The organism is uncultured Campylobacter sp. (genome assembly GCF_937959485.1).
Lineage (GTDB): Bacteria > Campylobacterota > Campylobacteria > Campylobacterales > Campylobacteraceae > Campylobacter_B.
The window spans coordinates 511,271-537,469 of sequence record NZ_CALGPY010000005.1 but is presented as its reverse complement, the minus strand read 5'-3'; the positions used below and the strand labels follow the sequence as shown (position 1 = coordinate 537,469).

Sequence of the window (26,199 nt, the reverse complement as noted above, 5' to 3'; positions counted from 1 at the left end):
TTTAAATTTAAAGCGCGGCGGAAGCAATTTCGCCTGCCGCGCCGTGAAATTTTACGCCGAAGATAGGTTTATTTATCGTGTCCTTGTAGATACGCGATCGCGCTAAGTGCGGCAACCGCGCCGTCGCCTGCCGCGCAAACGACCTGTTTAGGCGCATCCTGTCTCATATCGCCCGCCGCAAATAGCCCGTGTACGCTTGTTTGCATCTTTAAATTTACCGCGACCTGTCCGCCCGGCGTGATGTCGCAGATAAACTTGCCGCTTTCGTCTTTTAACACCTCGTTTCGCACGTCAAGCCCCACGAATACGAAGATCCCCGGCAGCTGCAGCTCGCGCGCGGCGCCGCTTGTTTTATTCTTGACGACTATGCCCGTCACGCCGCTTGCATCGCCCTTGATCTGCTCTACGAGCGCATTTGTGATGAGCTCGATATTCCCCTTTTCGCGCACCTTTTGCACGGTCGAGGGCGCGGCGCGAAACTCGTCGCGGCGGTGGATCAGATAGACTTTAGAGCAAATTTTAGCTAGATACAGCGCCTCCTCTAGCGCCGTGTCGCCGCCGCCGAGGACGGCAACCTCTTTGCCCTTGTAAAAAAACCCGTCGCAGGTCGCGCAGGTACTGACGCCGCGACCGAAGAACTCATCCTCGCCCTCGATCCCTGCGCGGCGCGGAGTAGAGCCGGTAGCGACGATAACGGCGCGTGCGCGGCGCGTTTGATCACCCTCGAGATAGATCGTAAAATTTCCATCGCCGTCTTTTGAGATGCGTAGCACGCGCACCATCTCATGCTTCAGCCCGAAGCGGAAGCACTGCTCCTGCCAAGGCGCCATAAAGCTCATCCCATCAGTCACCGCGGCGACGCCCGGGTAGTTTTCCATCTCGGAGCTTGAGGTGATCTGCCCGCCGGGCATCCCCATCTCAAACATCACGACGTCCTTTAAACCGCCTCTTGTAGCATAAAGCCCCGCCGCTAGCCCCGCAGGACCGCCGCCGATAATTGCTAAATCTAACATTTTTTCTCCTTAATTATTTTATTAAGTAAAGTCGCGGGCGCTAAATTTACGAATTTAATTAATATAACGATGAGTGGGAAAAAAAGGGCGAAAGCCGCCCTTTTAAAATTTACAGAAGCGAGTTTAGTTTGTCGGCTATAATCTGTTTGGATTGCGCGCCGATAAGCTGAGCTTTTAGCTCGCCGTCTTTGAAAAATAGAATCGTAGGGATCGAGCGGACGCCGAACTGCACCGCGAGATCCTGCGCTTCGTCGGTATTTACTTTGCAAATTTTAGCCTTGCCCTCGTAATCGTTCGCAAGCTCCTCGATGATCGGGGCGATCATACGGCACGGTCCGCACCAAGGCGCCCAGAAATCGACTAGCGCGACACCCTCTTTAGTAACGTCGAAATTCTCCGAAGTAAGCTCTATATACTTTCCCATAATGTTCTCCTTGTGTTAAAATTCTGCGGATTATAGTTCATTATCTTAAATAAATAATAAAAATTCTAATTTAAAAAGATATGTTGGCGATAAATTTTATCTGCTTTGTATAAACTTCCACGACGTCGATCTGCCACGGCTCGTCCGTATCGCAGCTCATCAGATAAAATTCCGCCGCCTTTAAAATTTTAGCCATCTTGGCGCCCGTTACGCGCTCTGCGGCGTCGTAATCGCCGCTCGTGGCCTTTACTTCTACGAAGTGCAAAATCCCGTCTTTGCGCGCGACGATGTCGATCTCGCCGAAGCGGCAGCGGAAATTTCGCTTTAAAATTTCAAACCCTTCGCCGCGTAAAAATTCTGCCGCACGGTCCTCGCAAGCAAAGCCGAAAAGATATTCTTTTAAGCCCAAGCTAGCTTTCTATCCTGATCATAAACGGCTCTTGCGTGATGAAATTTTCGCCGCTAATTACGCTTATTGCGCGTTTGATATCCTTCTCGCAGCACGTATGCGTCGTGAAAAACAGCGTTACCTCCTCATCCGTTTTGAGCTTAGGCTTTTGCAAAAAGCTGTCGATCGAAAGATCGTTTAAGCTCATAATATTCGTAAGCTTCGCCAGCACGCCCTTCTCGTCGCGCACGCGCAGTCTGAAATAATACTTCGTGCGGATCTGCTCGCTCGGCAAAATTTGCATAAAATTTTCACTCGGCAAAATTTTATATCCAAGCATCGGATTTTTATTATCGCGCGCGATGTCGATGAGATCGCTTATAACCGCACTTGCCGTAGCGCTTCCGCCCGCGCCGGGGCCGTAATACATACTCTCGCCCACACAGTCTCCGTAGATACTCACGCCGTTCATCACGCCGTCTACTTTTGAAAGCATTTGATCCTTCGAAATAAGCGCAGGATGGACGCGCAGCTCGACTTTGTTGTCGCACGCGCGCTTGGCTACCGCAAGCAGCTTGATTATGAAGTCGAATTCGCGCGCAAAATAGATATCCTCCTGCGTGATCTCCTCGATCCCCTCTATTAGGATATCTTCGGGGTCGCCGTGCACGCCGTATGCGATGCTGGCTAATATCAAAAGCTTATGCGCCGCGTCGAACCCGCCGATATCAAAGCTAGGATCGGCTTCGGCGTAACCAAGTTCTTGAGCTCGCTTTAGCGCGTCTTCAAATTTCTCGTTTTTTTGCATCATATTCGTAAGGATAAAGTTGCTCGTGCCGTTTACGATGCCGATTATTTTTTCGATACGATTGGCGCTTAGCCCTTCGCGCAGGGTTTTGATGATCGGAATTCCGCCCGCTACGCTCGCTTCAAAGCCAAAAGGAGTATCGCCCGCTAGAGCTTGGAGCTTGTAGCGATGATAAGCCAAAAGCGCCTTATTTGCGGTAACAACCGCCTTTTTGCGCTTTAAAATTTCACTTACGATCTCGTAGGGCTTTTCTACCCCGCCCATAAGCTCTATAAAAACGTCGATGTCGTCGCGCTCGATGATACTCCCCGCGTCGCTGCTAAGCGGAATTTGCACGTCGCGCTTTTTATTCGTATCGCGCACGAGCCCGATTACGGGCTCTATGCTAACGCCTGCGCGCGCAAGGATGATATCTTTATTTTTGATCAAAATGTTTGCAACTTCGCTACCTACGGTGCCGACGCCTAAAATCGCTACCTTCATCAGATCTCTTTCAAATATTTTTTTATATTTCTAACTGCCTGGCGGATCCTGTTTTCGTTTTCGATAAAGGCGATCCGCACGTAATCGTCTCCCGCCGCGCCAAAGCCCACGCCCGGGCTTACGGCGACGCGCGCCTTGGTAAGAAGCTGTTTGGAAAACTCCATACTCCTTAGATGAGCTGCAGCCGGCGGCAATTTCGCCCACGCAAACATCGACGCGCTAGGTTTTGCGATCTGCCAGCCCGCATCCGCAAAAGCGTCAATCAAAAAATTTCTACGCTTCTCATAGCTCGCGCGGATCTCCTCTACGCACTCCTGCGGCCCATCCAGTGCGATCGTGGCAGCTACTTGGATCGGCGTAAACATGCCGTAATCAAACCACGACTTGATCTTTTTAAGCGCGGCTACGAGCTTTTTGTTGCCGCTAACAAAACCCACGCGCCAGCCCGCCATATTGTAGGTTTTAGAGAGAGTGTACGCCTCAACCGCGACGTCCTTTGCGCCCTGGACCTCAAAGATCGACGGCGTTTTGTAATCGTCAAAAGCGATCTCCGCGTAAGCGATATCGCTGATGATATAAAATCGCTCCTGCCGCGCCATCGCCACGAGCCGCTCGTAGAAGCTCTTTTGCACGACGACGGTGGTGGGGTTGTGCGGGAAATTTACGACGACGTATTTTGGGCGCGGAATGCTCTCGTCGAAGGTTTTTTGCAGATCGATGAAAAATTTATTCTCATTAAAATTTAAATTTTCATCATAGGCAAGCGGGATTTTAACGACGTTACCGCCCGCGATAATGAAGGCTTGGGTGTGGATCGGATAGGCAGGATCGGGCACCACCGCGACATCGCCCGGATTTACGATCGCGCTAGTTAAATGCACGAAGCCCTCTTTAGAGCCCATCACCGCGACGATCTCGCTTTCCGGATCTAAGATCACGCCGTATTTGCGCTTATACCAATTCGCGCACGCAAGTCGTAGCTTGTAGATGCCCTGGCTTACGGAGTAGCCGTGCGTTTTGTCCTTTTGCGCGCTTTCGCAAAGCTTGTCGATTATATGCTGCGGCGTCCTGCCGTCGGGATTGCCCATCGAAAAATCGATTATATCTTCGCCGGCTCTGCGCGCCGCCATTTTTATGGCATTGACCTCGGCAAAAACGTAATTGGGCAAACGCTCGATTTTTGAAAAACGAATTTCGTCAAACATCTCAAACCTCTTATCTTAAAGTAATTTTCAAGCTTTATTTAAAATTTTGCGCCTTAACGTCGCGATCTGTTCGCGCCGCTCGGAAGCTAAAATTTCAAGCCTTAGCGGCGATGTGGTGGCGTTTTTGCAACACTTGAGCGGTTTAAACCCTTACCTCGCTAAAATTTTAAAACCGCGGAGGCGTTGATCATTTAAATTTATCGCGTCGCGACACTTTGCGCGACATTTAAATTTACATCCGATCGAAACGACCGAGACCTCCGTTTTGCAGGGCACCATGGACGGCGCCTCTTAAATTTAGCGCGCTACCGCAAGCGCCCGCAACGTTTGAAATTTTATCCGCACCGTTAAATTTTATCTACGCCACTTGGAATTTTATCCAAGGCGGCGTAGTTCAACCCCTTTAAATTTACACTCGCGAATTTAAATTTAAACTGACCGCCGCAGCAAGCCGAAATTTTGCTCTCAGCGGAGGCGAAGTCCTACGAGTGAAAAACCGCGCGAGAGCGAGAGCTTTACCACTTTTTGCCCTTGTTTAGGCGCAGAAACTCGTCGGCTGAAATTTTAGTGATATTGCCATCTTTGACGTGGAATTTTTGAGTGTTTCTTTCGCTGAAAGTTACGTTGCCATCGGCTTTGCCGAGCTCAAACATCCCGTGACCGGTAGAGATTAGCAGCTCCTCATCTCCTTGCGAAGCGACGACGTAAGGGGTATTGATGACCATCTCGCGCTTCTTGCCACTTTTTAGATCGATGATACCGATCCACATTTTGCCGCGTGGATTAAGCACGATATCTTTGCTGGGCGCAGGTGCGCTTTGCGTGGCGTTTTCGTCGGTGGAATTTTCCTCCGTTTTGGCACTCGCGCGCTCGATCCTGATAGAGCGGTCCAATGCATTTAGAGAGCTTAAATTTTCATCCGCCGCCAAAGCCGCATTTACGTCCGTTTTAGTGGCGAATTTATCCTCCGTAACATTATGCGAAACTACGTCGATACCGATGTTTTCAAGCTTTTTTTGAGTATTATTTACAATCGGAGCGTCAGAATAGGTGGTTTTGTTTTGCTCCCATAAAAGCGAGCCCAAAAATTCGCCAAAACTTTTATAAAGTCCAAAATAAAAGATCGCACCTATAATTAACACCATCACAAGCAGCCATAAAAGCCAACCGCTGCCGCTTTTATTAGGGCTAACTCTTTGACCATAGACCTGCTCGACTTTGGCCTTTTTAACCGGCGCAAAGCCCTCTTTCGCGCTCTCGAACTCGCTAAGCCAGTCCGATAGATCCAGTCCGAACTCGCGCTCTAAAATTTTAATGTAGCCCCTAACGTTAAAATTTGCAAGTTTTTCGAAGTCTTTGTTGATGATGTATTCTAAATTTTGCGCGTCGATGCGCGTCGTACGCGCTATCTCTATCAGATCCATAGATTTTAATTTATCTAGATCGCTATTTTTTGGCTGCTGTGTTTGCTCCGGCTTCTCGGTTTGTTCCGCCTGCTCGTCCGTATTATTTAACTTCTCTTCTATTTCTTCCATTTAAAATTCCATCGCATAGTATCGCAAATGCCGCGCTTACGTTAAGCGAGTCCCAGCCTTCGCGCATCTTTATCGATACCGCGCAGTCGCATTTTTTAAGCGCCCTAGCAGGTATCCCCTCTTCTTCGTTCCCCATTACGAGTGCGTTTTTCGCGCCGAGCTTTAACTCCTTAAAGTTCGTCCCGTACGCACTCGCGGCATAAATTTCAAAGCCGCTTTGTTTAAGCTCGTTTATCACGCTAAGCCCGTCTGCGGCCTTAACGACATTTAGCTCATACGCCGCGCCCGAGCTAGCGCGCACTACGCCCGCCATATTTAGATTATTTGCGACGACGATCACGCTATTTGCACCCAAAGCATAGGCGCTGCGCATTATCGCGCCGATGTTCCCGACGTCGGTAAGCCCATAAAGGATCGGCACGAATTTATCGTCTTTGACGCTAGCAAGATCGCCGAAGCTAAACTCCTCCACCTCGGCCAAGAAGCCTTGATGGTTGCCGCCGCGAGCGAGGGCTTGAGCTTTTTTCGCATCGGCGCGCTCGATTTTTACGCCGGTCGCGGCGATCTTTTTAAAAATTTCTTTCTCGCACTCCTTAGCAAGGATGATGCGGATAAATTTCTGCGGATGCCGGTTTAAAAGGTGTAAAAACAGCTGCTTGCCGTAAATAATCATTTTGGGATTTTAGCGAAAAACGGTTAAAATATGACTTAGCGTATCAAATTTTTATATATTTCTTTGGCGGGTTCGCCGCTGATTTTTGAGAGTAGTTTCGCTTTTATTTTCGGCGCGATCTCAAGCGACAGAATATCTTCTGGCGTGATTTTTTCAAAGCTTTTCTCGCCTGCGCCGCCCACCACGACGCACCATTCGCCGTTTAAATTTGCGCCGTTTAGGCTGGATAGAACCTCTGCGGCGCTACCGAAAAATTTGGTTTCAAATTTTTTCGTGGCTTCCTTAATCGCAAAAATTTTGCGCTGCGCATCGATCCCCGCGATCTGCTCAATTAGCTTTATCACGCGCTTTGGGGATTCGTAAAGTACGCATGGATAGGGGCTTTGCATTAAATTTAGAATCTGAGCTTTGCGCTGCGCGCCGTCATTGTTCAAAAAGCCTAAAAAGCTAAATTCTTTCTCCACTAGTCCGCTTGCGGCGGCTGCGAGCAGTAGAGCGTTTGCGCCGCTAAGCACCTCGTAAGCTACGCCGCTTCGCTGCGCAAATTTTACGAGCGCAATTCCCGGATCGCTGATGCAGGGCATGCCGGCATCGCTTACGTATGCGCAAGCTTTTTCGCGCAGAAGTGCCGCATCAAAGCTCGCGAAAAACTCCGCTTCGTTGTGCGTGTGCAGCGAGTAAAATTGTGAAATTTTAAATGAAATTTGAAATTTATCGGATAGTAAGTTTAGAAGTTTTTTTGAAACCCTCGTATCCTCGCAGATTAGGATTTCGCAGCTTTGCAATACCTCAAGCGCGCGGCTCGAGATATCGCTTAGATTTCCTATCGGCGTAGGAATGAGATATAGCAACTATTTCATTCCGTATTTTTGCTTAAATTTCTCGACGCGGCCCGCGCTATCTACGATCTTCTCGCTGCCTGTGAAAAACGGATGGCAGTTGGAGCAGATATCGACGCGGATCTCAGGCTTGTTCGAGCGCGTTTTAAAAGTGTTTCCGCAAGCGCAGGTAACGGTCGTTTCGACAAAGTTCGGATGGATATCTTTTTTCATTTTTGATCCTTTTTGATGATTTTAAAAGGCAGCGATTATACAACTTTTTTATCTAAAAAGCAAATTTAAAGGGTTTTAAAAAACTCTCGGCGAAGCGGCGGATTTTCTTTCGAGCAAGCTTTTTGGACGCGAAATTTTAAAATTTAGCGCATTTTGAGAATAAAATTTTTGATTTACTGCGGCGTGCAAAATACGGCGCGCAAAGATACGCCGCAGCAATACGCGCCGCGCGTTAAGCCGCAGATAACATAACGGGTCGCGCAGGCAAAATTTTAAATTTTAAAATTTAAAGCGCATGGCTTTTTAAATTTTAAAATTTGCCGAGCGTTTAAAACATCAACTTCGCGCAAGTTGCGATCAGCGCGGTGTTTGAGCGCAAAATATAGGGGCTATTAAGCGCATAGGCGTTTTTAAATTTCTCCCTTTCGCGCGGCGAAAACCCGCCCTCGGGGCCTACGAACGCAATCTCGTCACCGCCGAAAATGTCGATGTTCTTACCGCCAAAATCGATCAGGCTTACGTTTTCATACTTTTGCGCTAGCTCGTCCGAGCTGCTCAAAACCTCGATCTGCATGATGGAATTTCGCCCGCACTGTTGAGATGAGTTGATCAAAATCCGCTCCATCCTCTGCAGATCGAGCCGCACGTTTTTCTGCGACAGATCGGCATATACCAAAATAAGCCGCCCGACGCCCATCTCGTTTAGCGCAGGCAGGCTCTTTTCGATCACGGCGCTCTCGACGACCGCCCAAGCGACGCAAAAATCGTGGCTCGGCGTAAAAACGGAGCTTTTAAAAACCAAATTTAGAGCCGCGCCCTTGCGCGAAATTTCGGCGATCTCATATAGATAACTCGCCCCGTCCTTTAGATTTCGCACGTCTATGCGCTCGCCCGCCCTTGCTCGCCTAGCCTTTAGGTGCAAAAACTGATCATTCTGCAAAACTAGGCTCTGTTCGCCTGCAAGCTTATCGTAAAAATATACCATCAAATAACACTCGCTATCAAAATTATCGCTAAGTTTAGCCCCAAAATCACTCGCATTTTGCGCTGATACGGCGCAAAATTTTGGCTCAGATACGCGATTTTTAGCCGCTTGTACGACGCCGCGCTAAGCATGATCATCGCTAGCGCTGCGACCGCCATAAAGTAAATTTTAAAGCTCAAATCAAAGCCCAGCACCGCTAGCATCACGCTTCCGCTAATTATCAGCGCCGCGATGCACGAATAATAGATCGGCAAAAACAGCCTGATGCGCCTAAGAAATCTAAGTCCCGATCTGCTTTTTTGCTTTAAACTTTCAGCTTGCGGCGCGGAGGCGGCAAAATTTAAAGCTTCACTGCGCGGGCAAAATTCCGCCGCCGCATCGATCTTAAGCTGGGTAAAGATCAGATAAATTATCGTTAAAATCGCCGCAGCTAGCGCGAAAAATTTATGAAACCCCAGCGCGCTTTGATACAGATAATCCATCACTTCCGCCGCAAAGTTAAATTTGCGGGATAAAATTTTGCGCGGCTAGAGCCGAAACGATTAAATTTCAACGCAAATTTTTTTGGCGCGAGATAAAGCAGACCTGCTCCGCGCCTTTGAAATTTTAAAAACCTTTCAAAGCGGTCGCGGCTATTTATTGCGCCAAAATTTACCGCGCGTTCTCTCAACTCCGGTTTCGCGCCGTATCTCTTGCGCCAAGAATGAAATTTTGCGGATAGAGCTTTATAAAATTTAAAATTTCTTTGCGCAGATCGCACGGGCAAAAATAACGCTAAAATCGCGCTTGCGTGCTGCATACGAATCACGTAAATTTTAAAAATTTTCAAATTTAGACGCGGATTTTTCAACGCTCCGCCTTATTCGGTCACCGGAAGCGGCGGCATATCGGCGTTTATATCGACTTTGGGCTCGCTAGATGCGATGGGTACGTCCTTCGGCACCTCGCTATCTACCGGCGGCTTTTGCAAGGCGTTCTTTTTCTCATCGTCGCAACCGCCCAAAGCAAGCGCGCAGGCAAAGATCGCGCACGCGGCAAAAACGCGCACAAAACCCGCGCCAAATTTAAATAAATTTCTCATCAGCAGTCCTTCGGATAGATGATTTTTTCGCCGCGCAGTAGCTTTTGCCAAAGCTCCGGCTGCCTCCACTCCTCGCGCACGGCGGGCGAGAATTCTATCTCATCTAGCGCGATCTCGCCCATCTGCGCGTTATAGGCATCCTCGCGGAAGCACTGCGCGTAGCCGGTGGCCGTTTCGTGCACGATGACGCTGTGAAGCTTTACTTCGCGCTCGCCGTTTTGCATCTGAGTTAGGCTCAAAAGTCGGTCAATTAGAACGAAAAAAATTCTACAAAACTGCTCCGCGCTCGGATTTAGCGGTATCTGCACCCAGCGCGCGCTGTGTTTTTTAAGATCCGCGATGTAGCTGGCATCATCGCGCGCGTAGATCGTCGTGGCGTGGTCGAAACTATCGATAAGCTCGCGGATACCGAGCTTCATGTAGCCGAAGTCATAAACCATCCCCGCTTCATCCAAAAAATTTGAGCTGAGCAAAATTTCGCATCTGTAGGAGTGGCCGTGAATGCTCGTGCGACACCGCTTCGAGCCGCACAGGCGCACGATGTGAGCGTTTTCGAATTCGTATAATTTCCTGATTATCATACCCCGTCCTTCTCGCCCCAAATTCTAATGTGCAGGCGATCGGAGTAATTATAGCCGTTTTTTAGGCAAAAATCCACGCAAAATTGCGCGCCGCTTTCCAGCTCGCGACGATCTGCGCCGCGCGGCATACAATAAACCTCGCCGCCGCACACCGCTAAAATTTCTCTAATCTCGGGCTGCGCGTCAAACTCGGGCGAGATGACGAACTTGTAAAAACTATCTTTTGCGTTTTGTTTTAAGCTTCGCAGCGCGGCGAAGTTTAACCTGCGTTCGCGCGGCTCGGCGGAGTTTGAAAGCTTAGGCGAGACCGCAAAGACGCAGCTTTTGTAGGCGGGGAATTTTTCAAAATCCACGAAAATCGTACCGTTGGTTTCAAAGTGCACCACGTGTCCGCGCGCGAGCAGCTCGCAGACGAACTCGTAAAATAGCGCCTCTTTGTGATGCAACATCGGCTCGCCGCCAGTGATAACGACGATCGGCTTTTGATAAAGCTTAGCGCTATGCGGCGAGGCGGAGCTTTGCGGATTTAAATTTAAAGAATTCTGCGCCGCGGAATTTAAAGAATTTTCGCTCGTCAAATTTAAAGATTTTTCTGCGCTACCGTTTGAGCGAGGAGGCGTTTGTGCGGCGGCGGAATTCAATGTATCGCTTTTAGAAAAAGCTTCGGCGGCGCAAAAACCCGGCGCAGAGCATGCGGGTGCGGAACAGGACAAACCTGATAAATTTGGAATTTTATTCAAAAGTTGCGCTAAATTTAAAATTTCTTCGTGCTCGAAGTGGTTCGTAAAGACTGCACGGATCGTATCGCAACCGCGCAAGATCTCGCCGGTCTTTGGCGAAATGCGCGCGCCGCCGAAGCCCTCGCAGCGCAGATTACAGCCTGCAAAACGAAAGAAAAACGCGAGCCTGCCCGCAAATTTACCCTCGCCTTGGATACTTAAAAAGCTCTCTACGAGCCTCATCCGCCCGTCTCGTAAAATGCGCGGCTTGAAATTTCATTCGAAGCGTCCGTCTGCCAGCGATTTTTTTCAGGCTTATTCGCTAAAATTTTAGCCAAAATTTCGGCGGCTGCGGCGATGTCGCCCTCTTTGACCGCCTTTTTGATACTTAGTGCGTCCTCGAAGTAAAGGCACGGGATCAAAAGCCCCTCGGCACTTAGTCTGATACGGTTGCAACTCTCGCAAAAATCGTGCTTGTGCGGATCGATGATGCCGAAGGTGTAGCCGTCCCCGAGAGCGTAAAGCGACGCAGGCGAGCTCTGCGATTTCGGCAGAGCGGTAAAGATAAATTTACGCCTTAAAATATCTAAAATTTCACTCGATTTTAAGCCTGTAAGATCGCCGGCATGGGTGTTTTCCATAAATTCTATAAAGCGGATCTGGCAATCCTTTTCGCGGGCAAATTCCAGCAAATAAATAAGCTCGTCGTCGTTGATCCCTTTTAGCGCGACGGTGTTTAGCTTGACCTTTAGCCCCGCTTCAAGAGCAGCGTCAAGACCCTCTAATACGTTATAAAGCACGCCGCGCTGAGCTATAAATTTAGCTCGCTCTGGACGCAGTGAGTCAAGCGACATATTGATGCGCTTTAGCCCGGCGTCTTTCAAGGCGCGCGCGTAGTTTTTGAGATAATATCCGTTGGTGGTAAGCGCAAGATCGATACCCGGAGCGTAATCCGCGATCATCTTTATAAAATCCTCGATCCCCTTTCGCACCAGCGGTTCGCCGCCGGTAATACGGATCTTTTTTACGCCGCCGTCGATCGCAACTTTGACGAATAAAAACATCTCCTCAAAGCTTAAAATATTCTCTCGCGGCACCCAATTAAACGGCGTAGTAGGCATGCAATATCTGCATCTGAAATTACACCGCTGCGTAACCGAAATGCGCAAATAATCGATCGTTCGTCCAAATTTATCAATTAGCATATTTTGCCTTAATATCAATTTGCGGCGATTATATAAAAAACAAAGCGATTTTGCAAAATTTTATTTTTATATTGCTCTCGTTATTTTCTTACCGAGCCGATGAGCTCTTTAAGCTGGTCCAGAAGCGGTCTGATCTGCTTTTCTACCCGCTCGTCGATCATCGTAGGCACTACATCTAGTCTTTGTTCTATCGTCTCGTCGATTACGTCGGCAATCGCGTTTATATCGATATTAGGAGCGACTTTACCGCCCGAATCGATCATCTCTTTTAGCTCCTCGACCTTCTTTTTAAGCAGATAATTTTCCTGCATAGCGTCAGTCAGGACCTGATCGAAGCGTTCGAATTTTTTATCCGCTTGCTTATCCTTAAAATATATGACGAAAAACATCAAAAATATAACGACGCAGAGTCCTAAAATGATGATAGTATTAAGATCCATAGGGGTTCCTTAAAATAAATTTACAAAAACAAAAGCAAAAAAGGCGATGCCCAAGTAGCCATTCAGCGTGAAAAACGCGCGATCAATCTTGCTAAAATCTTTCTGCACGATCCTATGCTCGAAGTACAGGATCGTCGCGCACGCAGCCACGCCCAGATAGGCAAAAAAGCCTAAATTTGCCGCCGCACAAAACAGCAGCCAAAAAAGCACCGCCACGGCGTGAAAAATTTTGGAGATAAACATCGAAGCTTCCTTGCCGTAAAGCGCGGGGATGCTGTAAAGCCCAGCCGTGCGGTCAAATTCCATATCTTGAAGCGAATACAGCACGTCAAAGCCGCCTACCCAAAATACTACTCCAAAGCATAGCAGCACCGACCAGAGCGGAATTCCTCCGCTAACGGCGATCGCCCCCGCAATCGGCGCAAGCCCTAGGCAAAAGCCGAGCATCAAATGCGCAGTCTCGCTAAAGCGCTTAAAATATGAATACCCGCCCAGTGCCGCTAAAATCGGCACCGAAAGCTTAAGCGCCAAAGGATTTATAAGCGCCGAAACCGCTATGAAAACCACTGCATTTGCGATGATGAAAAGCAGCAAATTCCCGCGTCCGATCCGCCCATCCACGCTAGGGCGTGAAGCGCAGCGCGGATTGGCGCGGTCGATGTCCTCGTCCAAGTAACGATTTAGCGCCATTGCAAAGCTTCTCGCGCTTACCGCGCATAAAATCCCCAAAAAAAGCAATTTCCAGCCGAACCATACCGAGCCGCTTTGCAGCTTGCTAGCGGTGATCATCGCCGTAAAGATAAACGGCAGCGCGAAAACCGAATGTTTAAAAACTATTAATTCGTTGATATCGGATAAAATTTCTTTAAATTTAGCCATTTTGCCCCTTATTTTGGGCACCATTGTATCAAAAAAAAGTAAGAATAGCTCTAAATTTGATATAATTTGAACGAAAAATTTACGAAAGGAAACGCCTTGAGCCAAAATCAAAACCCGCACGCAAGCCCGCAGATCGCGATCATCGGCACCACCGCAAGCGGCAAAAGCGATCTTGCGCTAAGCATAGCGCGCGAAATGGACGCCGTGATTTTAAGCCTGGATTCGCTCTGCATTTACCGGCAAATCGACATCGCAAGCGCTAAGCCAAGCGAGGAGCAGCTGCGCGAGATCAAGCACTTCGGCGTAAATTTAATCTATCCAAACGAATACTTTAGCGTCGGCGAGTTTATCAAAGAATACGCAGCCGCGCGGGCTTTCGCGGAGCGTAAGGGTGCGCCTTTGATAATCACTGGGGGCAGCGGGTTTTATCTAAAGGCGATGCTAAGCGGACTAGCGCCGAAGGTTCCCGATTTTAAAAGTGGAATTTCAAACGATGAAATTTACGCCCTAGCGCGGCGGATCGATCCGGAATTTGCCGCAAAGCTTAGCGCGGCGGACAGCTTTCGGTTAAGAAAATGGCTAAGCATCTATAAATTTTGCGGCGAGGCGCCGAGTAAATTTTTGCGCGAAAACACCGCCGCGCCCGTCATTTCGGATATTAAAATTTTTGAGATCGACGCGCCTAAGCAGTGGCTTGCGCAGCGTATCGAAGCGCGCACGAAGGCGATGTTTGAGCGCGGGCTTTTAGAGGAGGCGGAGTTTTTATTCGCCCGCTACGGCGCGGAGTGCAGGGCGCTAGGCTGTATTGGGCTAAAGGAGTGCGGGCAGCTTTTGCGCGGACAGATCTCGCGGGCGCAGTGCGAGCAGCTCGTAAGCCTGCACACGGTACAGCTCGCAAAGCGCCAGCGCACCTTCAACCGCTCGCAATTCGCGGATAAAATTTCAGCGCCACCGCAAGAGCTGGAGCGTGAAATTTTAAAGCTCCTCCGCCGCGAGATTTAAAATCAAAATTTATCAAAATTTGTACTCTTGCTAGAAAGCAGCGGGACAAGGAAGTAAAATTTAGATTTAAATTTTACCGCACCGGTCGCATCTTTAAAATTTTGCGGGTCGCACCAAGGTCTCGTGCGGTGCAGAATTTCGATTAAATTTAACTGCCTTTGCAAATATCAAAGCTAAATTTATCGTTATCAAGCCTACTGAAATTTTGATTTTCCGCGCTTGCATTGCGCTTGAAAATAAAGGTGTAGCCGTATTTCTCTAAGTGCTGCGAGCTGTTTTTTAGCCCAACGACGCAAAGCTCGTAAGTGCCGCTTTGCAAGCCGAGCTTGAGCGTGGAATTAAATTTTCGTATCTTGCCCGCAGCGCCGCTTTGGCACTCATAGCCTAGCTCGAGTTCGCCGCTTTTTAGCTTATCGAAACGATACTGCAAAGCATCGAAGCTCGCTAGGATCGCGGAGCCGCTTTGCGGGGCGAAATACAGCTTATCGCGCTTGAAAGCCACTTCGTAGCCCGCAGGCAGCGCAAAATCCTCGTCCATGCAAACGAAGATCTCATAGCTGCGCACCGTAAGCGGGTAGAAGGGTAAAGCTTTAGCGCCCCTTTACGGCGTCATAAAACAGCTGCTTGTGCGCGTCCTAGTAGCTTAGAAGCTTTTTTGCTCTGCATTTTCGCTCCTTTAAAAACTCACTCAAATCGCGCACATCAAGCAGCGCAAAACCGTAGCCGTCAGCACTTAGCTCGCCCAAAAACATATCTCTCCTTGTTGGCAAAGCGCGATAGGTTCAGCTCGCGCTTAAATTTTAGCTCAATACCCGCTTAAAAAGACGGAATTATTTACCGCGCCGGTTAGGAATTTTACCAAAAACGGCGCCAGTACGCATGCCGCGCTAGCTAGCACGACGGCAAATTTTATCTGCACCGAGACCGCGCTCAGCGAGCCGTCAAGCTCCGCGTCCTTTCGCGGCTCGTGCAAAAACATACGTACGATGAGGCGCAGGTAGTAATACAGCGCGAGCGCGCTATTTACCGCCATGATGACGGCGAGGGCGAAGTAGCCCGAATTGACCGCGGCGCTTAGTAGATACATCTTGCCCCAAAACACGCTAAACGGCGGAATGCCCGCAAGCGAGAGCATAAAAATCGCTGCGCATAGCGCAAAGAGCGGATGGGTGCGGATCAGCCCGTCAAATTTCTCAAACGGATGCTCGAAGCGAGCCGCGAACTCGGAGCTTTGCTCGCAAATTTTGGCGCCTGGCTCACAAGTTTCAGTACCGAAAAAGCTCGCTTCCGCGCTGGGCTCGCTCTCTTTAAAATTTTGCTCGTTTTCTTTGGAATTTTGCTCGCTTGCTTTAGAGCTCCGCTCGCCGCAAGCTAAATTTTCTCCGTTCTCGCCCAAATTTAACTCGCCGGTAGCGCCTGCTAACTCGTGATTTTGCGAAAAAGAAAGCTTTGCTTTTGAGATAAAATTCCTCTCCTCGTCGCCGTTTGCATTTAAATTTAAAGCGACGCTTTGGGTTTTAAATTTTAAATTTAACGAGCGGGCGCGCCTTTGCCGCACGCACCAGATGAACGCAAACGCACCGAGGTTCGCCACGGCATATAGGATCCAGTAGGTGAAAAGTGCGGCGTTTGCCTGCGTCGAGCCGATCACGATCGCGCAGAGCACGAAGCCCGCGTGCGAAACGGAGCTGAAAGCGAGCATCCGCTTGACGTCGCGCTGCACGAGCGCCATAAGGTTCGCTAAGCTCATCGTAAGCACCGCTACGGCGTAGAGCACGATGTTTAGCCACTGCACGCCGATGCTTTGCAGCGCTTCAAATAGCCTGATCGCCACGACAAAGCCCGCGATCTTGGGCACGACGGACAAAAAGCCCGCCATAGCGGAGCTCGCACCCTCGTAAACGTCGGGCGTCCAGGTGTGAAACGGGATCAGCGAGAGCTTAAATCCTATCGAGACGATCATAAATGAGCAGGCGGCGAAAAGCAGGACGTTGGTTTGTAAATTTGAACTCTTGGCGATCTGCGCGATGTTTGAAATTTCCATAGAGCCAGTCGATAGAAAAAACATCGCCGCGCCGAATGCGAAAAAGCCCGATCCCATCGCACCCATGATGAAATATTTTAGCGCAGCCTCGATCGATATGGCGCGATTGTGAAGCGCGATTAGCGTATAAAGCGCTAGCGAACCCGTCTCAAGCCCCACGAAGATCATCATTAAATTTTCGCTCGCGACCATAAACTCATACCCCACGAGCACGAATAAAAACAGTACGAAAAACTCCGCCGTGTGGTACTCGTGCGCGCTTCTTGCGCCCAAAGATAGAAAGATGAAAAATATCGAGCCTGCGAGCATAATAAGCATCGATAGCGTCGCGATTCCGTCCACCAGCATCACGTCGAAAAGCCCGCGTATGCCGCTGTTGTATCCAAAAACGAGCCCGAAGCCGAGAGCCAGTGCTAGTATCGTGATGACGGCGTAAAATTTATACGATAGCGTGCGCGCAAAAAGCGAAACCGCGAGCATCAGTAGGGCAAATCCTCCGAGTATCGCCATAGGCGCGATCGAGGCTAAATTTAAAAGATTATTTTGCATCGCTTCTTACCTTAAAATTTGCTTTTTCCATATAGGCGCGGGTTGCGGTTTGTGAGGCTTTGTTAAACATCAGCTCAAGGCTTTGCGTCACGCTAGGCTCGATACTCTTTAACATCAGATTCGGCGCGACGCCAAGCACTACCACCAGCACGCAGATAGGGATGATAGAGCAAAGCTCGGTTCTGTTTAGATCGCTTAGCTTTTTATTCTCCTCATGCACGAGGGCGCCGAAGAAGGTCTTTTTATAAAGATTCATTGAATAGATCGCGCCCATTATGATGCCGAGTCCGCCCAAAAGCGCATAGCTAAAGCTTATTTTAAAAATCCCTACAAGACTTAGGAATTCTCCCACGAAGCCGATCGTAAGCGGAAGTCCTATCGAGCCTAGCAGCACGACGCAAAAACAAAACGCATAAAGCGGCATCACCCGCGCAAGTCCGCCGAACTCGCTGAAAAGCTTCGTATGCCTGCGGTCGTACAAAAAGCCCACGAGCATAAAGAGCCCTCCGCTTACGATACCGTGGCTTATCATCAAAAATACCGCGCCGCTCATTCCTTCGCGGCTCATTGAAAAAATTCCAAGCATTATTACGCCCATATGCGCGATCGAGCTATACGCGATAACCTGTTTGATATCCTTCTGCGCAAAGGCGATGAAGCTTGCATAGATGATCATAACGATCGCCACGGCGCACATCATCCCGCTAAAATGCACGCTCGCGTCGGGAAATAGCGGCAGCGAAAATCGCACAAAGCCGTAGGTGCCCATCTTAAGAAGCACCGCGGCAAGCAGAACCGAGCCTATCGTAGGGGCCTGCCCGTGCGCGTACGGAAGCCAGGTATGAAAAGGAAAGCAAGGCGTCTTGATCGCAAAAGCGACCGAAAATGCCAAAAATAGAGGAATTTGCGTGCTAAGCGGCAGCGATAGGCTCTGCCAGTCTAGGATATTAAAGCTGTACTCGCCCGTAGCCTCGTGATAGAAATAGCTCATCGCTACGAGCCCTACGAGTAGAAACATCGAGCCTAGGAAGGTATAGATGAAAAATTTCACCGCGGCGTAAATTCTCTTGCCGCTGCCCCACGCGCCGATAATATAGAGCATCGGAATAAGCGAAAGCTCCCAAAATATGTAAAACAAAATCGCATCCAGCGCCACAAAAACGCCCACCATCGTCATCTCTAAAAACAAAATGCAGATGATTAAATTTTTGGCGCGCTCTTTGATACTTAGGCTAAGCAGCGCCAAAAATGTAACCAGCGTGCTTAGGATCACCAAAAACAGCGAAATTCCGTCCACGCCGATGAAGTAGTTGATGCCGTATTCGCTTATGAAAGGGTGCAGCACGCTAAACGCGATGCCGTCCACCGGCTCGTAGAATATCCACAAAACGAGCGAAAGCACGAACTCTATAAAGCTCATCGTAACGGCATAGGTCTTGATGCTCGCTTCGTCGATCAAAAAACCTAAAACCGCAGCTACCGCCGGAAAAAATATAACCAAACTTAAAAAGTATTCCATGCCCACCTCACAGCGCAAACGCCAAAATCAGCAAAATGAAAGATCCCAAAACCATCCACCTTAAATTTGCGCTCAAATCTCCGCTATTGCTTGAGCGATCCGCTCCTTCGCCGCTTTTTACCGCGATGCGAGCGATCAGATCGACGCTGGCGTCTATGATCGCGCCGTCACATTTAGCGCAGATCTCGCTAAGCCTTTCGTATCCGCGCACGATCACGCGCTCGTAAATTTGCGGGATAAAATACTGCGCGATCAAAATTTTATAAAATTTGCAGTTCTTTAAATTTTGGCTAAATTTACCCTTGCCGTATGTCCAAATCGTGCCGATCGCCACCGCGCTTATCATCGCTAGCGTTATGGCGATCAAAATTACCTCCACGCCGTGCGGGATTGAAATTTTAAAGCCCGGCAGTATGTTAAGCACGAACTCCGCAAAATCGTGCTCGAAAAAGCCTGCGATCACCGCAGGCACGGCTAACACGCCCATCGCGATAAGGGCGAAGCCTTTCGCCTCGTGCGGATGGTGGGTAAAATTTTGCTTGCCGAAAAACACGAGCATTATCAGACGCACGCTGTAAAATGTCGTCATCGCAGCGCCCGCAAACAGCAGCGCCCAGATAAAATACGCGTCCGCGCTCCACGCCGCTTCTAAAATTTTATCTTTTGAGAAAAAACCAGCGAACGGATAAAATCCGCAAAGCGCGAGCGAGCCTATGCACATCAAAATCGCCGTAGGCCGCATAAACTTATATAATCCGCCCATATTTTGGATATTTAGATCATCCTTCATCGCGTGCATTACGTTGCCCGCGCCCAAAAATAGAAGCGCTTTGAAAAACGCATGCGTCGCCAGATGAAATAGCGCGATCCAATACGCCCCGAGCCCCGCGGCTACGAACATATAGCCAAGCTGCGAAAGCGTGGAGTAGGCGATGATCTTTTTAAGATCGTTATGAACCAGCGCCATAGAAGCCGCAAAGACCGCCACGAAAGCGCCCAAGCAGACGATAAAGCCGCTTACTTCGGGCGCGAGCGCGAAAATTGCGTTTGCGCGGATCACCAGATAAACGCCCGCCGTAACCATCGTCGCTGCGTGAATAAGCGCGGACACGGGCGTCGGACCCGCCATCGCGTCTGCCAGCCAGGTATGGAACGGAAACTGCGCGCTCTTGCCCATCGCACCGATAAATAAAAGTGCGGCGATCAGGGTTAAAATTTCAGGCTCCAAGCCCGCTGCGTTCGCAAATACCACCTCGTACCGCAACGAGCCGAAATTTAAATAGATCAGAAAAATTCCAAGCAACATCCCAAGGTCTGCGATGCGGTTCATTATGAAAGCTTCGTTGGCGCACCAGCTGTAATTGCTCCTATCGTACCAAAAGCCTATTAACAGCCACGAGCAGAGTCCAACCCCCTCCCAGCCGATGAAAAGTCCTAAAAAATTATCGCTCGTTACCAAAACCAGCATCGAAAAAACGAAAAGCCCCAGGAAGCTGAAAAATTTAGAGAAGTTTTGATCATCCCACATATAGTAGATCGAATACACGTGCACTACGCTGGAAACGATGCCTACGACCACCATCATCACCGCACTTACGCTATCTATGAGAAAGCTAAATTTTGCGTCCAAAAATCCCGTGCTTATGAAATCGGCTAAATTTACGCTGATTAGGCGGTTATCGGAAACGAGCTCCATCAAAGCAAGCGACGTGATAGTGCTTAAAATCACCAGCGCCGAGCAGATTACGCCAATAAACATCTTATCTTTGGCGCGAATGAAAACGCCTGCGAAGATCGCCGAGGCAAGCGGTGCGAAAAGGGCGATTAAGAGCCATACAAAAACGGTATCAAGCATCAGGCCCGTCCTTGGAAGGATTTTTAAAATTTACGAAGCTGTCAAGTTCGATGCTGCCCGTTTTCTTATACCACAAGATGAGCAGCCCAAGCCCCACGGCCATCTCGCTCGCGGCGATCGCTACGATGAAAAGCGCAAAAATTTCGCCGTTTATATTGTCATAAAATTTCGCCACGGCGACGAGGGCTAAATTTGCGGCGTTTAATAAAATTTCGCTCGAAAAAAAGAGCATTATCAAATTTCTTCGCTTCATCATACCCGCAAGCCCGAGCCCAAACATCATCACAGCAACGATCAGATAGTGATTTAGACCCATTTTACCCCTCGCTTTCTTCGTAGCTCAGGCTCGCGTCCATCTGCTTATGCGCAAGCACGATAGCGCAGATCATCGCCACAAGCAGCATCACGGCTGCAAGCTCGAAAATCGCCAGATATTTCGTAAAAATAATCATCCCAAGCGCCTCGGTATCGTCGGTGTTTAAAATTTTAAGCGTTTCTACGTTGTTTGCGACCACCGCACCGAGCACGATAATCACGAGCAAAAATGCGATCACGCCGCTAAGCGCGAAAAATAGCCTTGCCCCCTTTTTCGGCTCGCTTATGTTTTTATCCGCGCCCAAAAACATCAGCGCGAAGCCGTAAAGCACGATCACGGCGCCAGTGTAGACTATGATCTGCACTACGCCCAAAAACTCCGCATCCAGCAAAAAGAAAAATCCGCTCATAAAGACCATGCCGCCGGCCAGCGCGCTAAGGGCGTAAAGGACGTTTTTGCTAAAAACGCTGATGCCGAAAAGCGCCAGGCAAACCGCACTGAAAAAATAAAATGCAAGCGTTTGTATCATTGCTCCTCCCCCTGCGCGGCGGAATCTTCTGCGCATTGCGAGGCAGAATTTTCTTTGGAATTTCGCACCGAATCAAACGTAGAATTTTCAGCGTCCGCGGCGGAATTCTTTTTGAAATTTGCCTTAGATTTTTTACCTCGCATCGCAGAATTCCCCGCGTCTTGCATGGCGGAATTTTCTTTAGAATTTTCCGCAGAATCGTCGTTCGTAGCAAGACCGCCCGTGGAATTCTCGACGTGCGGCGCAACCGAATTATCTTTAAAATTTTTACTTTGAGTGGCGGAATCTTCGGCGCTCTGCGGAGCGAAATTTTCTTTAAAATTCTCCGCCAAATTTTTACTATTCGTAGCGGAATCTTTTGCATTTTGTGAGGCGGAATTTTCTTTAGAATTTCGCTGCAAATCAAGCGTAGAATTTTTAGCGACAGCGGAATTTTCTTTAGAATTTTCAGCGTTTGCGGCGGAGCTTTCCTTTAAACTTGCCCGCCCGACGTCTTGTCGCTCGGCTAAAATTTCGCCGCTTAAGCCAGCGCCCTTTGAAAATAGAATTTTATCGCTAACGGCACCCTCTTTTTTAGAGCTTTCCGCGGCGCTATTTTTCAAATTTGAATCCGCGCTCTTTAAGCTTGGCTCGTCGCTTGCGGCATCGCTTTTTATATAGGCGTTCGGCGTCATCTTGATCCGCGCGCCCGCGTTTTCATCCAGGCTGCCATAGCCCGCAAACTCCTGCGCCGCGCCGTTTAAGCATAAATTTTCGCCGCGAATCAAAAGATCCTCTTTGAAGCCGTAGTATGCCCGCTGTTCGCTCGCAAGCTCGTATTCGCAGCCGTGTACGATAGCGATCTCGGGGCAGACGTCCGCGCACAGCCCGCAGTAGACGCAGCGCCCTAAATTTATCGAGTAGTTATCTACTTTTTTGCGGCCGTCGGCGCCGAGGCTTGTCTCCATCGCGATGCAGTTCGCCACGCAGATCTTCTCGCACAGACCGCATCCGATGCAGCGCTCGCTGCCGCTTTCAAGCAGGCGCATTAGCTTATGCACGCCGCGGTATCTAGGCGGCATAACAAATTTTTCCATAGGATATCGAAGCGTGTGCGAGCCGCCGCGCTTAAACATATTTTTGAGCACCACCCACAGCCCCACGAAAAGCTCGCCGTTAAAGGTGCGGGAGAGGAATCTACGAAGCTTATCGCCGCCGGATTTAATAGGGGCTCGTTTATCGATCTGGACGTATCTTGCCATCGCACCCCTCCTTAAACGATCGCTAGCGCGGTAATTAGCACGCAAGCAAGAGCTAACGGCATGCAGACTTTCCAGCAAAGCCCCATCAGCTGATCGGGGCGCAGATGCGGCCACGCCGCGCGAGCCCATAGGAAGCAGAAAAACACGAGGCTTGATTTTAACACCATCATAACGCCGCCAGGGATAAACCAAAACGCGTTAAATCCGCCCAAAAACAGCAGCGTCGTAACGACGGAGTAGGTTATGATATTGGCGTATTCGCCGATAAAAAACATACCCCAGCGCATACCCGAATATGCCGTACCGGCGCCCGCTACGATCTCGGTTTCGTTTTCGGTAAGGCATAGCGGCGTGCGGTTGCACTCTACAAAGGCTGCGATGAGAAAGAGCGCGAAGCAAACGGGCTCTTTCCAGATAAACCACTTATCTATGCCGCCGCTTTGCGCGCTTACGATGTCGATGAGCGAGAGCGAGCCAGTGATCATCACGATAGGGATCAGGCTAAGGCCATTTATCACCTCAAAGCAGGTGATCTGCAAAAACGCGCGAAACGCGCCTATCGTGCCCCATTTATTGTAGCTCGCAAGCCCTCCGATCAGTAGACCATAAACGCAGGTGCCGCTAGCTCCGAGCAAAAATAAAATTCCCACATTTATATCGCTTAAAATCGGCTGGATGGTTCGCCCGCCGATCGTAAACTCCGGCAGCAGCGGCACTACCGAAAGCGCCACGAAAGCTCCCGTAGCCGATATTATCGGCGCGATTTTAAAAAGAAGCTTATTCGCCCGCGCAGGGATCGCGTCCTCTTTTGTAAAAAGCTTTATCATATCCGCGCCCACCTGCAAAAGTCCTGCAGGCCCGACCATAGAAGGCCCGATCCTGCGCTGCATAAAGGCAAGCACCTTGCGCTCGGCATAGGTCGCAAGCCCCGAGAGCAGCGCGATGACGGCTAAAATCACGAGCGCCTTTAAGACGGTAGCTACGAAATAAAATGCACTATCGCTCATCTGCCCTCTCCTTTGGAATTTGAAATTTTCTCGATTTTTACGCTTGCATAGCGTGAGGTTTTGAAAAATATCTCGCTGCGCAGCTTCTCGTCAAAATACGGCAGATACGCCCCGCTAAAGCCTAGATCGATCTTTACGCTAGCGACGATTTCGCGCTTTAAGCTTACGAACTCAGTCGCGCCGCTTTCGCTGTTTTCATCACCGGCGCCGTCTGCTTTATGCGCGGCACTTGCGCGATCCGTTTTTTTCGCACGACCGGTGCCGCTTTTATCATTAGCGGCACTCGTTTTGCCCGCGCCGCTAGTTTTTTCATCATACCCCGCGCCGTCCGCTTTGTAAATTTTAACGACGTCACCTGCGCTCACGCCCAGAGCTTCGGCGATGCCGGGACTTAGATACAGAGCGCCCGCTTCGCCGAGCCCGCTGCTTGCGCCACTAAATTTATTGAATTGATGCAGCGGATTTGCCTCATAGATTAAAATTTCGCCCTCGCCCACGCTAATCGGCGCTGAAAGCGAAATTTCAAACTCCTCCTCGCTAGCGGCGAGCTCCTCGTTTCGCAGCTCATATCCGCGGTAGTTTGCGCCGCCATTGTCGTAGAAATTTTCTAAATCGTCAAATTTAATCGGCTCAAAATCCGCGCCCAAGCTTGATGTATAGCCAATCGCGTGCTCCGCGCAAACCCCAAGCGCACAGGCGATGTCGTTTAGCTCGTATCCGCCGTAATCAAGCGCCGCATTGGTGGACACCACGCGCTTGTCGTAGTTCGTAAACGTGCCCTCCTGCTGCAACAAGCTAGGCGCGTCCAGATCCGCTTCCAACACGCCGAAGCTAATATCGCCCGCTTCATTGTAGCCTAGCGTCTCGCCCGCGCTCATTTGCGCGCTAAGCTCACAGATGAGCGCGACGCCCAGGCTGTTCGTGCGCGGCGGCACCACTAGCACTTTTAGCGGCGTGTAGCGCTGCACCAAGCCCGCCAGCCGCGCGAGCATAGCGCTATTTGGCGTGCGGATAAAATCCTCGCCGATGATAAGCGAAAAACGCTCCTTTTTAGCCAAAATTTCATCTATTTTTTGCTCGTCCAGACCCAGCGCGCGGGCAAAATTTGAAATTTTACTTTCCACAGGATTCTCAGAATTCTGCGCGGAATTTTTTGCGGAATTTTCGGCACCGCTCGCACTCACAACGTTCCCAGCGCCATTTGCCTCCGCAGAATTTTCAGGATTTCGCGAACCCACGGGTTTCTCGTCTAAATTTTCCTTCGCCGCGGCGCGCGAAATTTCAAATTCCGCCGCGAGTTTCGTATCCAGCCACTCAGGTAGATCGCGCCCGAACTTTTGCAAGATCCAAAGCAGGATCTGTGCCTCCAAGCCCGCAGCGTGCGGCTGATGGATGAAATTTTTGCCAAAACTCTTAATGCCCTCGTCGCAAAACGGATGAAAATAGATCCCGCTTGCCTTATTTATCTTACAGGCGCTGTTTACCGCATAGCCCAGATTTGGCGCGTCGCTACGTAAAAACGTGCCGCAAACAACGATGAAATCGCTGTTTTTAACCGTCTGCGAATCCGCATTATAAAATTTCGCGCCGCTAAGCTTAGAAAATTCGCGCAGGAATTTTTGATACGCAAGCGCTTCGTCGTTAATCAGAGCGAGCTTAAATTTTTGCCGCAAAAGCTCTAAAATCCGCGCCTCTTCGTTGGTAATGAAGCTATTAAATTTGATATTTTTGATCTCGCCATCCTCGATGCCGCGCACGATGCGGTTAAAAACCGCATCGTTTTTGCTCGCCTGCTCGTTTGAAAAATCCCAGCCGAAGCGCGCTCCCGCATGCAGGACGCTAAAATTTATGTCGCTGCTAACGCGATAAATTTTTTCACGCGGCTCGCCTATGCCGCGGCGCTTGACCTCGTAATAAAGCAGTTCGCAGTCGCTGCTGTGCGGATTGGAAGCGGGGATTTGGCGCAACTCCCAGGCGTTTGAAACGTATTTAAACGCGCGCTCTACCAAAGCCCCCGTCGGGCAGACCGCCGCGCTCTCGCCGTAGTTTACGCAATCATCATTTTCATTTACCCGCGCGATTAGGCTTTTTTGAAGTTTGTTCCACACGGCGTAGGCGTCTTTTGGCATCGCGTCCTTTTGCTCCTTACTCGGCGCGTCTCCGCCGCGCGGAACGAGCTTAAACGCATCTACACCCAGGCGGTCTTTCGCGGCGGTGATACAGCGCTCGCAAACGATGCAAAGGCTAGGATCGTAGCTTAAATATCCCCAATCCTGCACCTCGCGCGCCGTATCGCGGATAGCGTAGCTTTGGGCATTTGTGCGCATCAGATGGGCTAAATTTTGAAGTTCGCACTCACCGCTTTGATCGCAAACCCCGCACGCCATCGGATGGTTGATGCAATAAACCTGCGTGATCGCCTCGCGCTCGGCGTCGATCTCGGGGCTGCGGCTGTAAACGACCATGCCGTCCTTGGCCTTGGCGTTGCAGCTATAGACGCGCTTGCCGTCCGCTTCGACCATACAAAGCCTGCATGCGAGCGTCGGCGTACCGCCGCTTAGATAACAAAGCGCTGGGATAAAAACGCCGCAACGACGCGCGACCTGCAAGATATACTCGCCCTCGTCGCACTCGCAAGATTTACCGTCAATCGTGATCTTTGCCAT

General features: G+C 49.8%; 27 protein-coding genes and 1 pseudogene. 1 reads left to right on the top strand and 27 read right to left on the bottom strand.

Annotation, left to right across the window (positions count from 1 at the left end; genetic code table 11):
- Window positions 1-68: 68 nt before the first annotated feature.
- The 18 genes and pseudogenes from trxB to mqnP all read right to left on the bottom strand — a co-directional run bounded on the left by trxB (window position 69) and on the right by mqnP (window position 13,471).
- On the bottom strand, window positions 69-1,013 hold the full coding sequence (trxB, locus tag Q0380_RS04685; protein WP_298960734.1) for a thioredoxin-disulfide reductase: 945 nt from the start codon (window positions 1,011-1,013) through the stop codon (window positions 69-71).
- A 109-nt stretch (window positions 1,014-1,122) separates the two neighbouring features.
- On the bottom strand, window positions 1,123-1,437 hold the full coding sequence (gene trxA, locus Q0380_RS04680) for a thioredoxin (RefSeq protein ID WP_295151069.1): 315 nt from the start codon (window positions 1,435-1,437) through the stop codon (window positions 1,123-1,125).
- 70 nt (window positions 1,438-1,507) lie between these two features.
- Complete coding sequence (locus tag Q0380_RS04675) at window positions 1,508-1,846, bottom strand: YraN family protein (RefSeq protein WP_298960732.1); 339 nt, start codon at window positions 1,844-1,846, stop codon at window positions 1,508-1,510.
- 1 nt (window position 1,847) lies between these two features.
- Complete coding sequence (locus Q0380_RS04670; protein WP_298960730.1) at window positions 1,848-3,116, bottom strand: homoserine dehydrogenase; 1,269 nt, start codon at window positions 3,114-3,116, stop codon at window positions 1,848-1,850.
- Window positions 3,116-4,321 carry an LL-diaminopimelate aminotransferase gene (locus Q0380_RS04665; RefSeq protein ID WP_298960729.1) on the bottom strand — a complete coding sequence of 402 codons (1,206 nt, stop codon included), beginning with the start codon at window positions 4,319-4,321 and terminating at the stop codon, window positions 3,116-3,118. The genes Q0380_RS04670 and Q0380_RS04665 overlap by 1 nt, the downstream gene beginning before the upstream one ends.
- 515 nt (window positions 4,322-4,836) lie before the next feature.
- Complete coding sequence (locus Q0380_RS04660; protein ID WP_298960728.1) at window positions 4,837-5,856, bottom strand: hypothetical protein; 1,020 nt, start codon at window positions 5,854-5,856, stop codon at window positions 4,837-4,839.
- The gene (rlmB, locus tag Q0380_RS04655) at window positions 5,828-6,529 is read right to left on the bottom strand and encodes a 23S rRNA (guanosine(2251)-2'-O)-methyltransferase RlmB (protein WP_298960726.1); all 702 of its coding nucleotides are present in this window, start codon (window positions 6,527-6,529) and stop codon (window positions 5,828-5,830) included. The genes Q0380_RS04660 and rlmB overlap by 29 nt, the downstream gene beginning before the upstream one ends.
- A 35-nt stretch (window positions 6,530-6,564) precedes the next feature.
- A complete protein-coding gene (rsmI, locus tag Q0380_RS04650; RefSeq protein ID WP_298960724.1) occupies window positions 6,565-7,380 on the bottom strand; it encodes a 16S rRNA (cytidine(1402)-2'-O)-methyltransferase in 816 nt (271 codons plus the stop codon).
- Complete coding sequence (gene rpmE / locus Q0380_RS04645) at window positions 7,381-7,581, bottom strand: 50S ribosomal protein L31 (protein WP_177387662.1); 201 nt, start codon at window positions 7,579-7,581, stop codon at window positions 7,381-7,383.
- A gap of 328 nt (window positions 7,582-7,909) precedes the next feature.
- Window positions 7,910-8,566: a 16S rRNA (uracil(1498)-N(3))-methyltransferase gene (locus Q0380_RS04640; RefSeq protein WP_298960825.1), complete on the bottom strand. Its 657-nt coding sequence runs from the start codon at window positions 8,564-8,566 to the stop codon at window positions 7,910-7,912.
- The gene (locus tag Q0380_RS04635) at window positions 8,566-9,048 is read right to left on the bottom strand and encodes a hypothetical protein (RefSeq protein ID WP_298960721.1); all 483 of its coding nucleotides are present in this window, start codon (window positions 9,046-9,048) and stop codon (window positions 8,566-8,568) included. The genes Q0380_RS04640 and Q0380_RS04635 overlap by 1 nt, the downstream gene beginning before the upstream one ends.
- Window positions 9,049-9,425: 377 nt before the next feature.
- Entirely contained in the window at window positions 9,426-9,647 is a 222-nt protein-coding gene (locus Q0380_RS04630; protein WP_298960719.1) for a hypothetical protein, read from the bottom strand.
- Complete coding sequence (locus Q0380_RS04625) at window positions 9,647-10,228, bottom strand: 6-carboxytetrahydropterin synthase (RefSeq protein ID WP_297893577.1); 582 nt, start codon at window positions 10,226-10,228, stop codon at window positions 9,647-9,649. The genes Q0380_RS04630 and Q0380_RS04625 overlap by 1 nt, the downstream gene beginning before the upstream one ends.
- Window positions 10,225-10,941 carry a hypothetical protein gene (locus Q0380_RS04620; protein WP_366806627.1) on the bottom strand — a complete coding sequence of 239 codons (717 nt, stop codon included), beginning with the start codon at window positions 10,939-10,941 and terminating at the stop codon, window positions 10,225-10,227. Before Q0380_RS04620 ends, Q0380_RS04625 begins: the two co-directional genes overlap by 4 nt.
- A gap of 6 nt (window positions 10,942-10,947) precedes the next feature.
- Window positions 10,948-11,190: pseudogene (locus tag Q0380_RS04615) on the bottom strand (7-carboxy-7-deazaguanine synthase QueE); the annotation flags it as partial.
- Window positions 11,187-12,152 (bottom strand): GTP 3',8-cyclase MoaA, encoded by a 966-nt coding sequence (moaA, locus tag Q0380_RS04610; RefSeq protein WP_298960717.1) that lies wholly within the window; start codon window positions 12,150-12,152, stop codon window positions 11,187-11,189. The gene moaA and the pseudogene Q0380_RS04615, both read right to left, overlap by 4 nt.
- A gap of 80 nt (window positions 12,153-12,232) precedes the next feature.
- Window positions 12,233-12,592 (bottom strand): hypothetical protein, encoded by a 360-nt coding sequence (locus tag Q0380_RS04605; protein WP_005869739.1) that lies wholly within the window; start codon window positions 12,590-12,592, stop codon window positions 12,233-12,235.
- A gap of 9 nt (window positions 12,593-12,601) precedes the next feature.
- The gene (gene mqnP / locus Q0380_RS04600) at window positions 12,602-13,471 is read right to left on the bottom strand and encodes a menaquinone biosynthesis prenyltransferase MqnP (protein WP_298960715.1); all 870 of its coding nucleotides are present in this window, start codon (window positions 13,469-13,471) and stop codon (window positions 12,602-12,604) included.
- 96 nt (window positions 13,472-13,567) lie between these two features.
- Here mqnP and miaA point away from each other — a divergent pair, with 96 nt between their 5' ends.
- Window positions 13,568-14,473, top strand: a complete 906-nt coding sequence (gene miaA / locus Q0380_RS04595; RefSeq protein ID WP_298960713.1) for a tRNA (adenosine(37)-N6)-dimethylallyltransferase MiaA — start codon at window positions 13,568-13,570, stop codon at window positions 14,471-14,473.
- Between the two features lie 148 nt (window positions 14,474-14,621).
- Here miaA and Q0380_RS04590 read toward each other — a convergent pair whose 3' ends face one another.
- The 9 genes from Q0380_RS04590 to Q0380_RS04550 form a co-directional block, all read right to left on the bottom strand.
- Window positions 14,622-15,038: a hypothetical protein gene (locus tag Q0380_RS04590; protein ID WP_298960711.1), complete on the bottom strand. Its 417-nt coding sequence runs from the start codon at window positions 15,036-15,038 to the stop codon at window positions 14,622-14,624.
- A gap of 240 nt (window positions 15,039-15,278) precedes the next feature.
- On the bottom strand, window positions 15,279-17,066 hold the full coding sequence (locus Q0380_RS04585; RefSeq protein ID WP_298960709.1) for an NADH-quinone oxidoreductase subunit N: 1,788 nt from the start codon (window positions 17,064-17,066) through the stop codon (window positions 15,279-15,281).
- Window positions 17,056-18,585 carry an NADH-quinone oxidoreductase subunit M gene (locus Q0380_RS04580; protein ID WP_298960706.1) on the bottom strand — a complete coding sequence of 510 codons (1,530 nt, stop codon included), beginning with the start codon at window positions 18,583-18,585 and terminating at the stop codon, window positions 17,056-17,058. The genes Q0380_RS04585 and Q0380_RS04580 overlap by 11 nt, the downstream gene beginning before the upstream one ends.
- A gap of 7 nt (window positions 18,586-18,592) precedes the next feature.
- Window positions 18,593-20,440, bottom strand: a complete 1,848-nt coding sequence (nuoL, locus tag Q0380_RS04575) for an NADH-quinone oxidoreductase subunit L (RefSeq protein WP_298960704.1) — start codon at window positions 20,438-20,440, stop codon at window positions 18,593-18,595.
- A complete protein-coding gene (gene nuoK, locus Q0380_RS04570) occupies window positions 20,433-20,756 on the bottom strand; it encodes an NADH-quinone oxidoreductase subunit NuoK (RefSeq protein WP_297996522.1) in 324 nt (107 codons plus the stop codon). The genes nuoL and nuoK overlap by 8 nt, the downstream gene beginning before the upstream one ends.
- Window position 20,757: 1 nt before the next feature.
- Window positions 20,758-21,285, bottom strand: a complete 528-nt coding sequence (locus Q0380_RS04565; RefSeq protein ID WP_298960702.1) for an NADH-quinone oxidoreductase subunit J — start codon at window positions 21,283-21,285, stop codon at window positions 20,758-20,760.
- Complete coding sequence (nuoI, locus tag Q0380_RS10485) at window positions 21,282-22,526, bottom strand: NADH-quinone oxidoreductase subunit NuoI (protein WP_366806623.1); 1,245 nt, start codon at window positions 22,524-22,526, stop codon at window positions 21,282-21,284. Before nuoI ends, Q0380_RS04565 begins: the two co-directional genes overlap by 4 nt.
- A gap of 11 nt (window positions 22,527-22,537) precedes the next feature.
- Entirely contained in the window at window positions 22,538-23,533 is a 996-nt protein-coding gene (gene nuoH / locus Q0380_RS04555; RefSeq protein ID WP_297881368.1) for an NADH-quinone oxidoreductase subunit NuoH, read from the bottom strand.
- Window positions 23,530-26,199: an NADH-quinone oxidoreductase subunit G gene (locus tag Q0380_RS04550; protein WP_298960698.1), complete on the bottom strand. Its 2,670-nt coding sequence runs from the start codon at window positions 26,197-26,199 to the stop codon at window positions 23,530-23,532. The genes nuoH and Q0380_RS04550 overlap by 4 nt, the downstream gene beginning before the upstream one ends.

Bases quoted from the DNA above. Each gene is read 5' to 3' on its own strand.
- Q0380_RS04550 (WP_298960698.1), bottom strand. From the start codon at position 26,199: ATGGCAAAGATCACGATTGACGGTAAATCTTGCGAGTGCGACGAGGGC.
- Q0380_RS04630 (WP_298960719.1), bottom strand. From the start codon at position 9,647: ATGAGAAATTTATTTAAATTTGGCGCGGGTTTTGTGCGCGTTTTTGCC.
- Q0380_RS04625 (WP_297893577.1), bottom strand. From the start codon at position 10,228: ATGATAATCAGGAAATTATACGAATTCGAAAACGCTCACATCGTGCGC.
- Q0380_RS04635 (WP_298960721.1), bottom strand. From the start codon at position 9,048: ATGGATTATCTGTATCAAAGCGCGCTGGGGTTTCATAAATTTTTCGCG.
- Q0380_RS04640 (WP_298960825.1), bottom strand. From the start codon at position 8,566: ATGGTATATTTTTACGATAAGCTTGCAGGCGAACAGAGCCTAGTTTTG.
- nuoL (WP_298960704.1), bottom strand. From the start codon at position 20,440: ATGCTTGATACCGTTTTTGTATGGCTCTTAATCGCCCTTTTCGCACCG.
- nuoI (WP_366806623.1), bottom strand. From the start codon at position 22,526: ATGGCAAGATACGTCCAGATCGATAAACGAGCCCCTATTAAATCCGGC.
- Q0380_RS04605 (WP_005869739.1), bottom strand. From the start codon at position 12,592: ATGGATCTTAATACTATCATCATTTTAGGACTCTGCGTCGTTATATTT.
- Q0380_RS04580 (WP_298960706.1), bottom strand. From the start codon at position 18,585: ATGGAATACTTTTTAAGTTTGGTTATATTTTTTCCGGCGGTAGCTGCG.
- rlmB (WP_298960726.1), bottom strand. From the start codon at position 6,529: ATGATTATTTACGGCAAGCAGCTGTTTTTACACCTTTTAAACCGGCAT.
- nuoH (WP_297881368.1), bottom strand. From the start codon at position 23,533: ATGAGCGATAGTGCATTTTATTTCGTAGCTACCGTCTTAAAGGCGCTC.
- trxA (WP_295151069.1), bottom strand. From the start codon at position 1,437: ATGGGAAAGTATATAGAGCTTACTTCGGAGAATTTCGACGTTACTAAA.
- mqnP (WP_298960715.1), bottom strand. From the start codon at position 13,471: ATGGCTAAATTTAAAGAAATTTTATCCGATATCAACGAATTAATAGTT.
- Q0380_RS04665 (WP_298960729.1), bottom strand. From the start codon at position 4,321: ATGTTTGACGAAATTCGTTTTTCAAAAATCGAGCGTTTGCCCAATTAC.
- nuoK (WP_297996522.1), bottom strand. From the start codon at position 20,756: ATGGGTCTAAATCACTATCTGATCGTTGCTGTGATGATGTTTGGGCTC.
- moaA (WP_298960717.1), bottom strand. From the start codon at position 12,152: ATGCTAATTGATAAATTTGGACGAACGATCGATTATTTGCGCATTTCG.
- Q0380_RS04565 (WP_298960702.1), bottom strand. From the start codon at position 21,285: ATGATACAAACGCTTGCATTTTATTTTTTCAGTGCGGTTTGCCTGGCG.
- Q0380_RS04670 (WP_298960730.1), bottom strand. From the start codon at position 3,116: ATGAAGGTAGCGATTTTAGGCGTCGGCACCGTAGGTAGCGAAGTTGCA.
- rpmE (WP_177387662.1), bottom strand. From the start codon at position 7,581: ATGAAAAAAGATATCCATCCGAACTTTGTCGAAACGACCGTTACCTGC.
- trxB (WP_298960734.1), bottom strand. From the start codon at position 1,013: ATGTTAGATTTAGCAATTATCGGCGGCGGTCCTGCGGGGCTAGCGGCG.
- Q0380_RS04585 (WP_298960709.1), bottom strand. From the start codon at position 17,066: ATGCAAAATAATCTTTTAAATTTAGCCTCGATCGCGCCTATGGCGATA.
- Q0380_RS04660 (WP_298960728.1), bottom strand. From the start codon at position 5,856: ATGGAAGAAATAGAAGAGAAGTTAAATAATACGGACGAGCAGGCGGAA.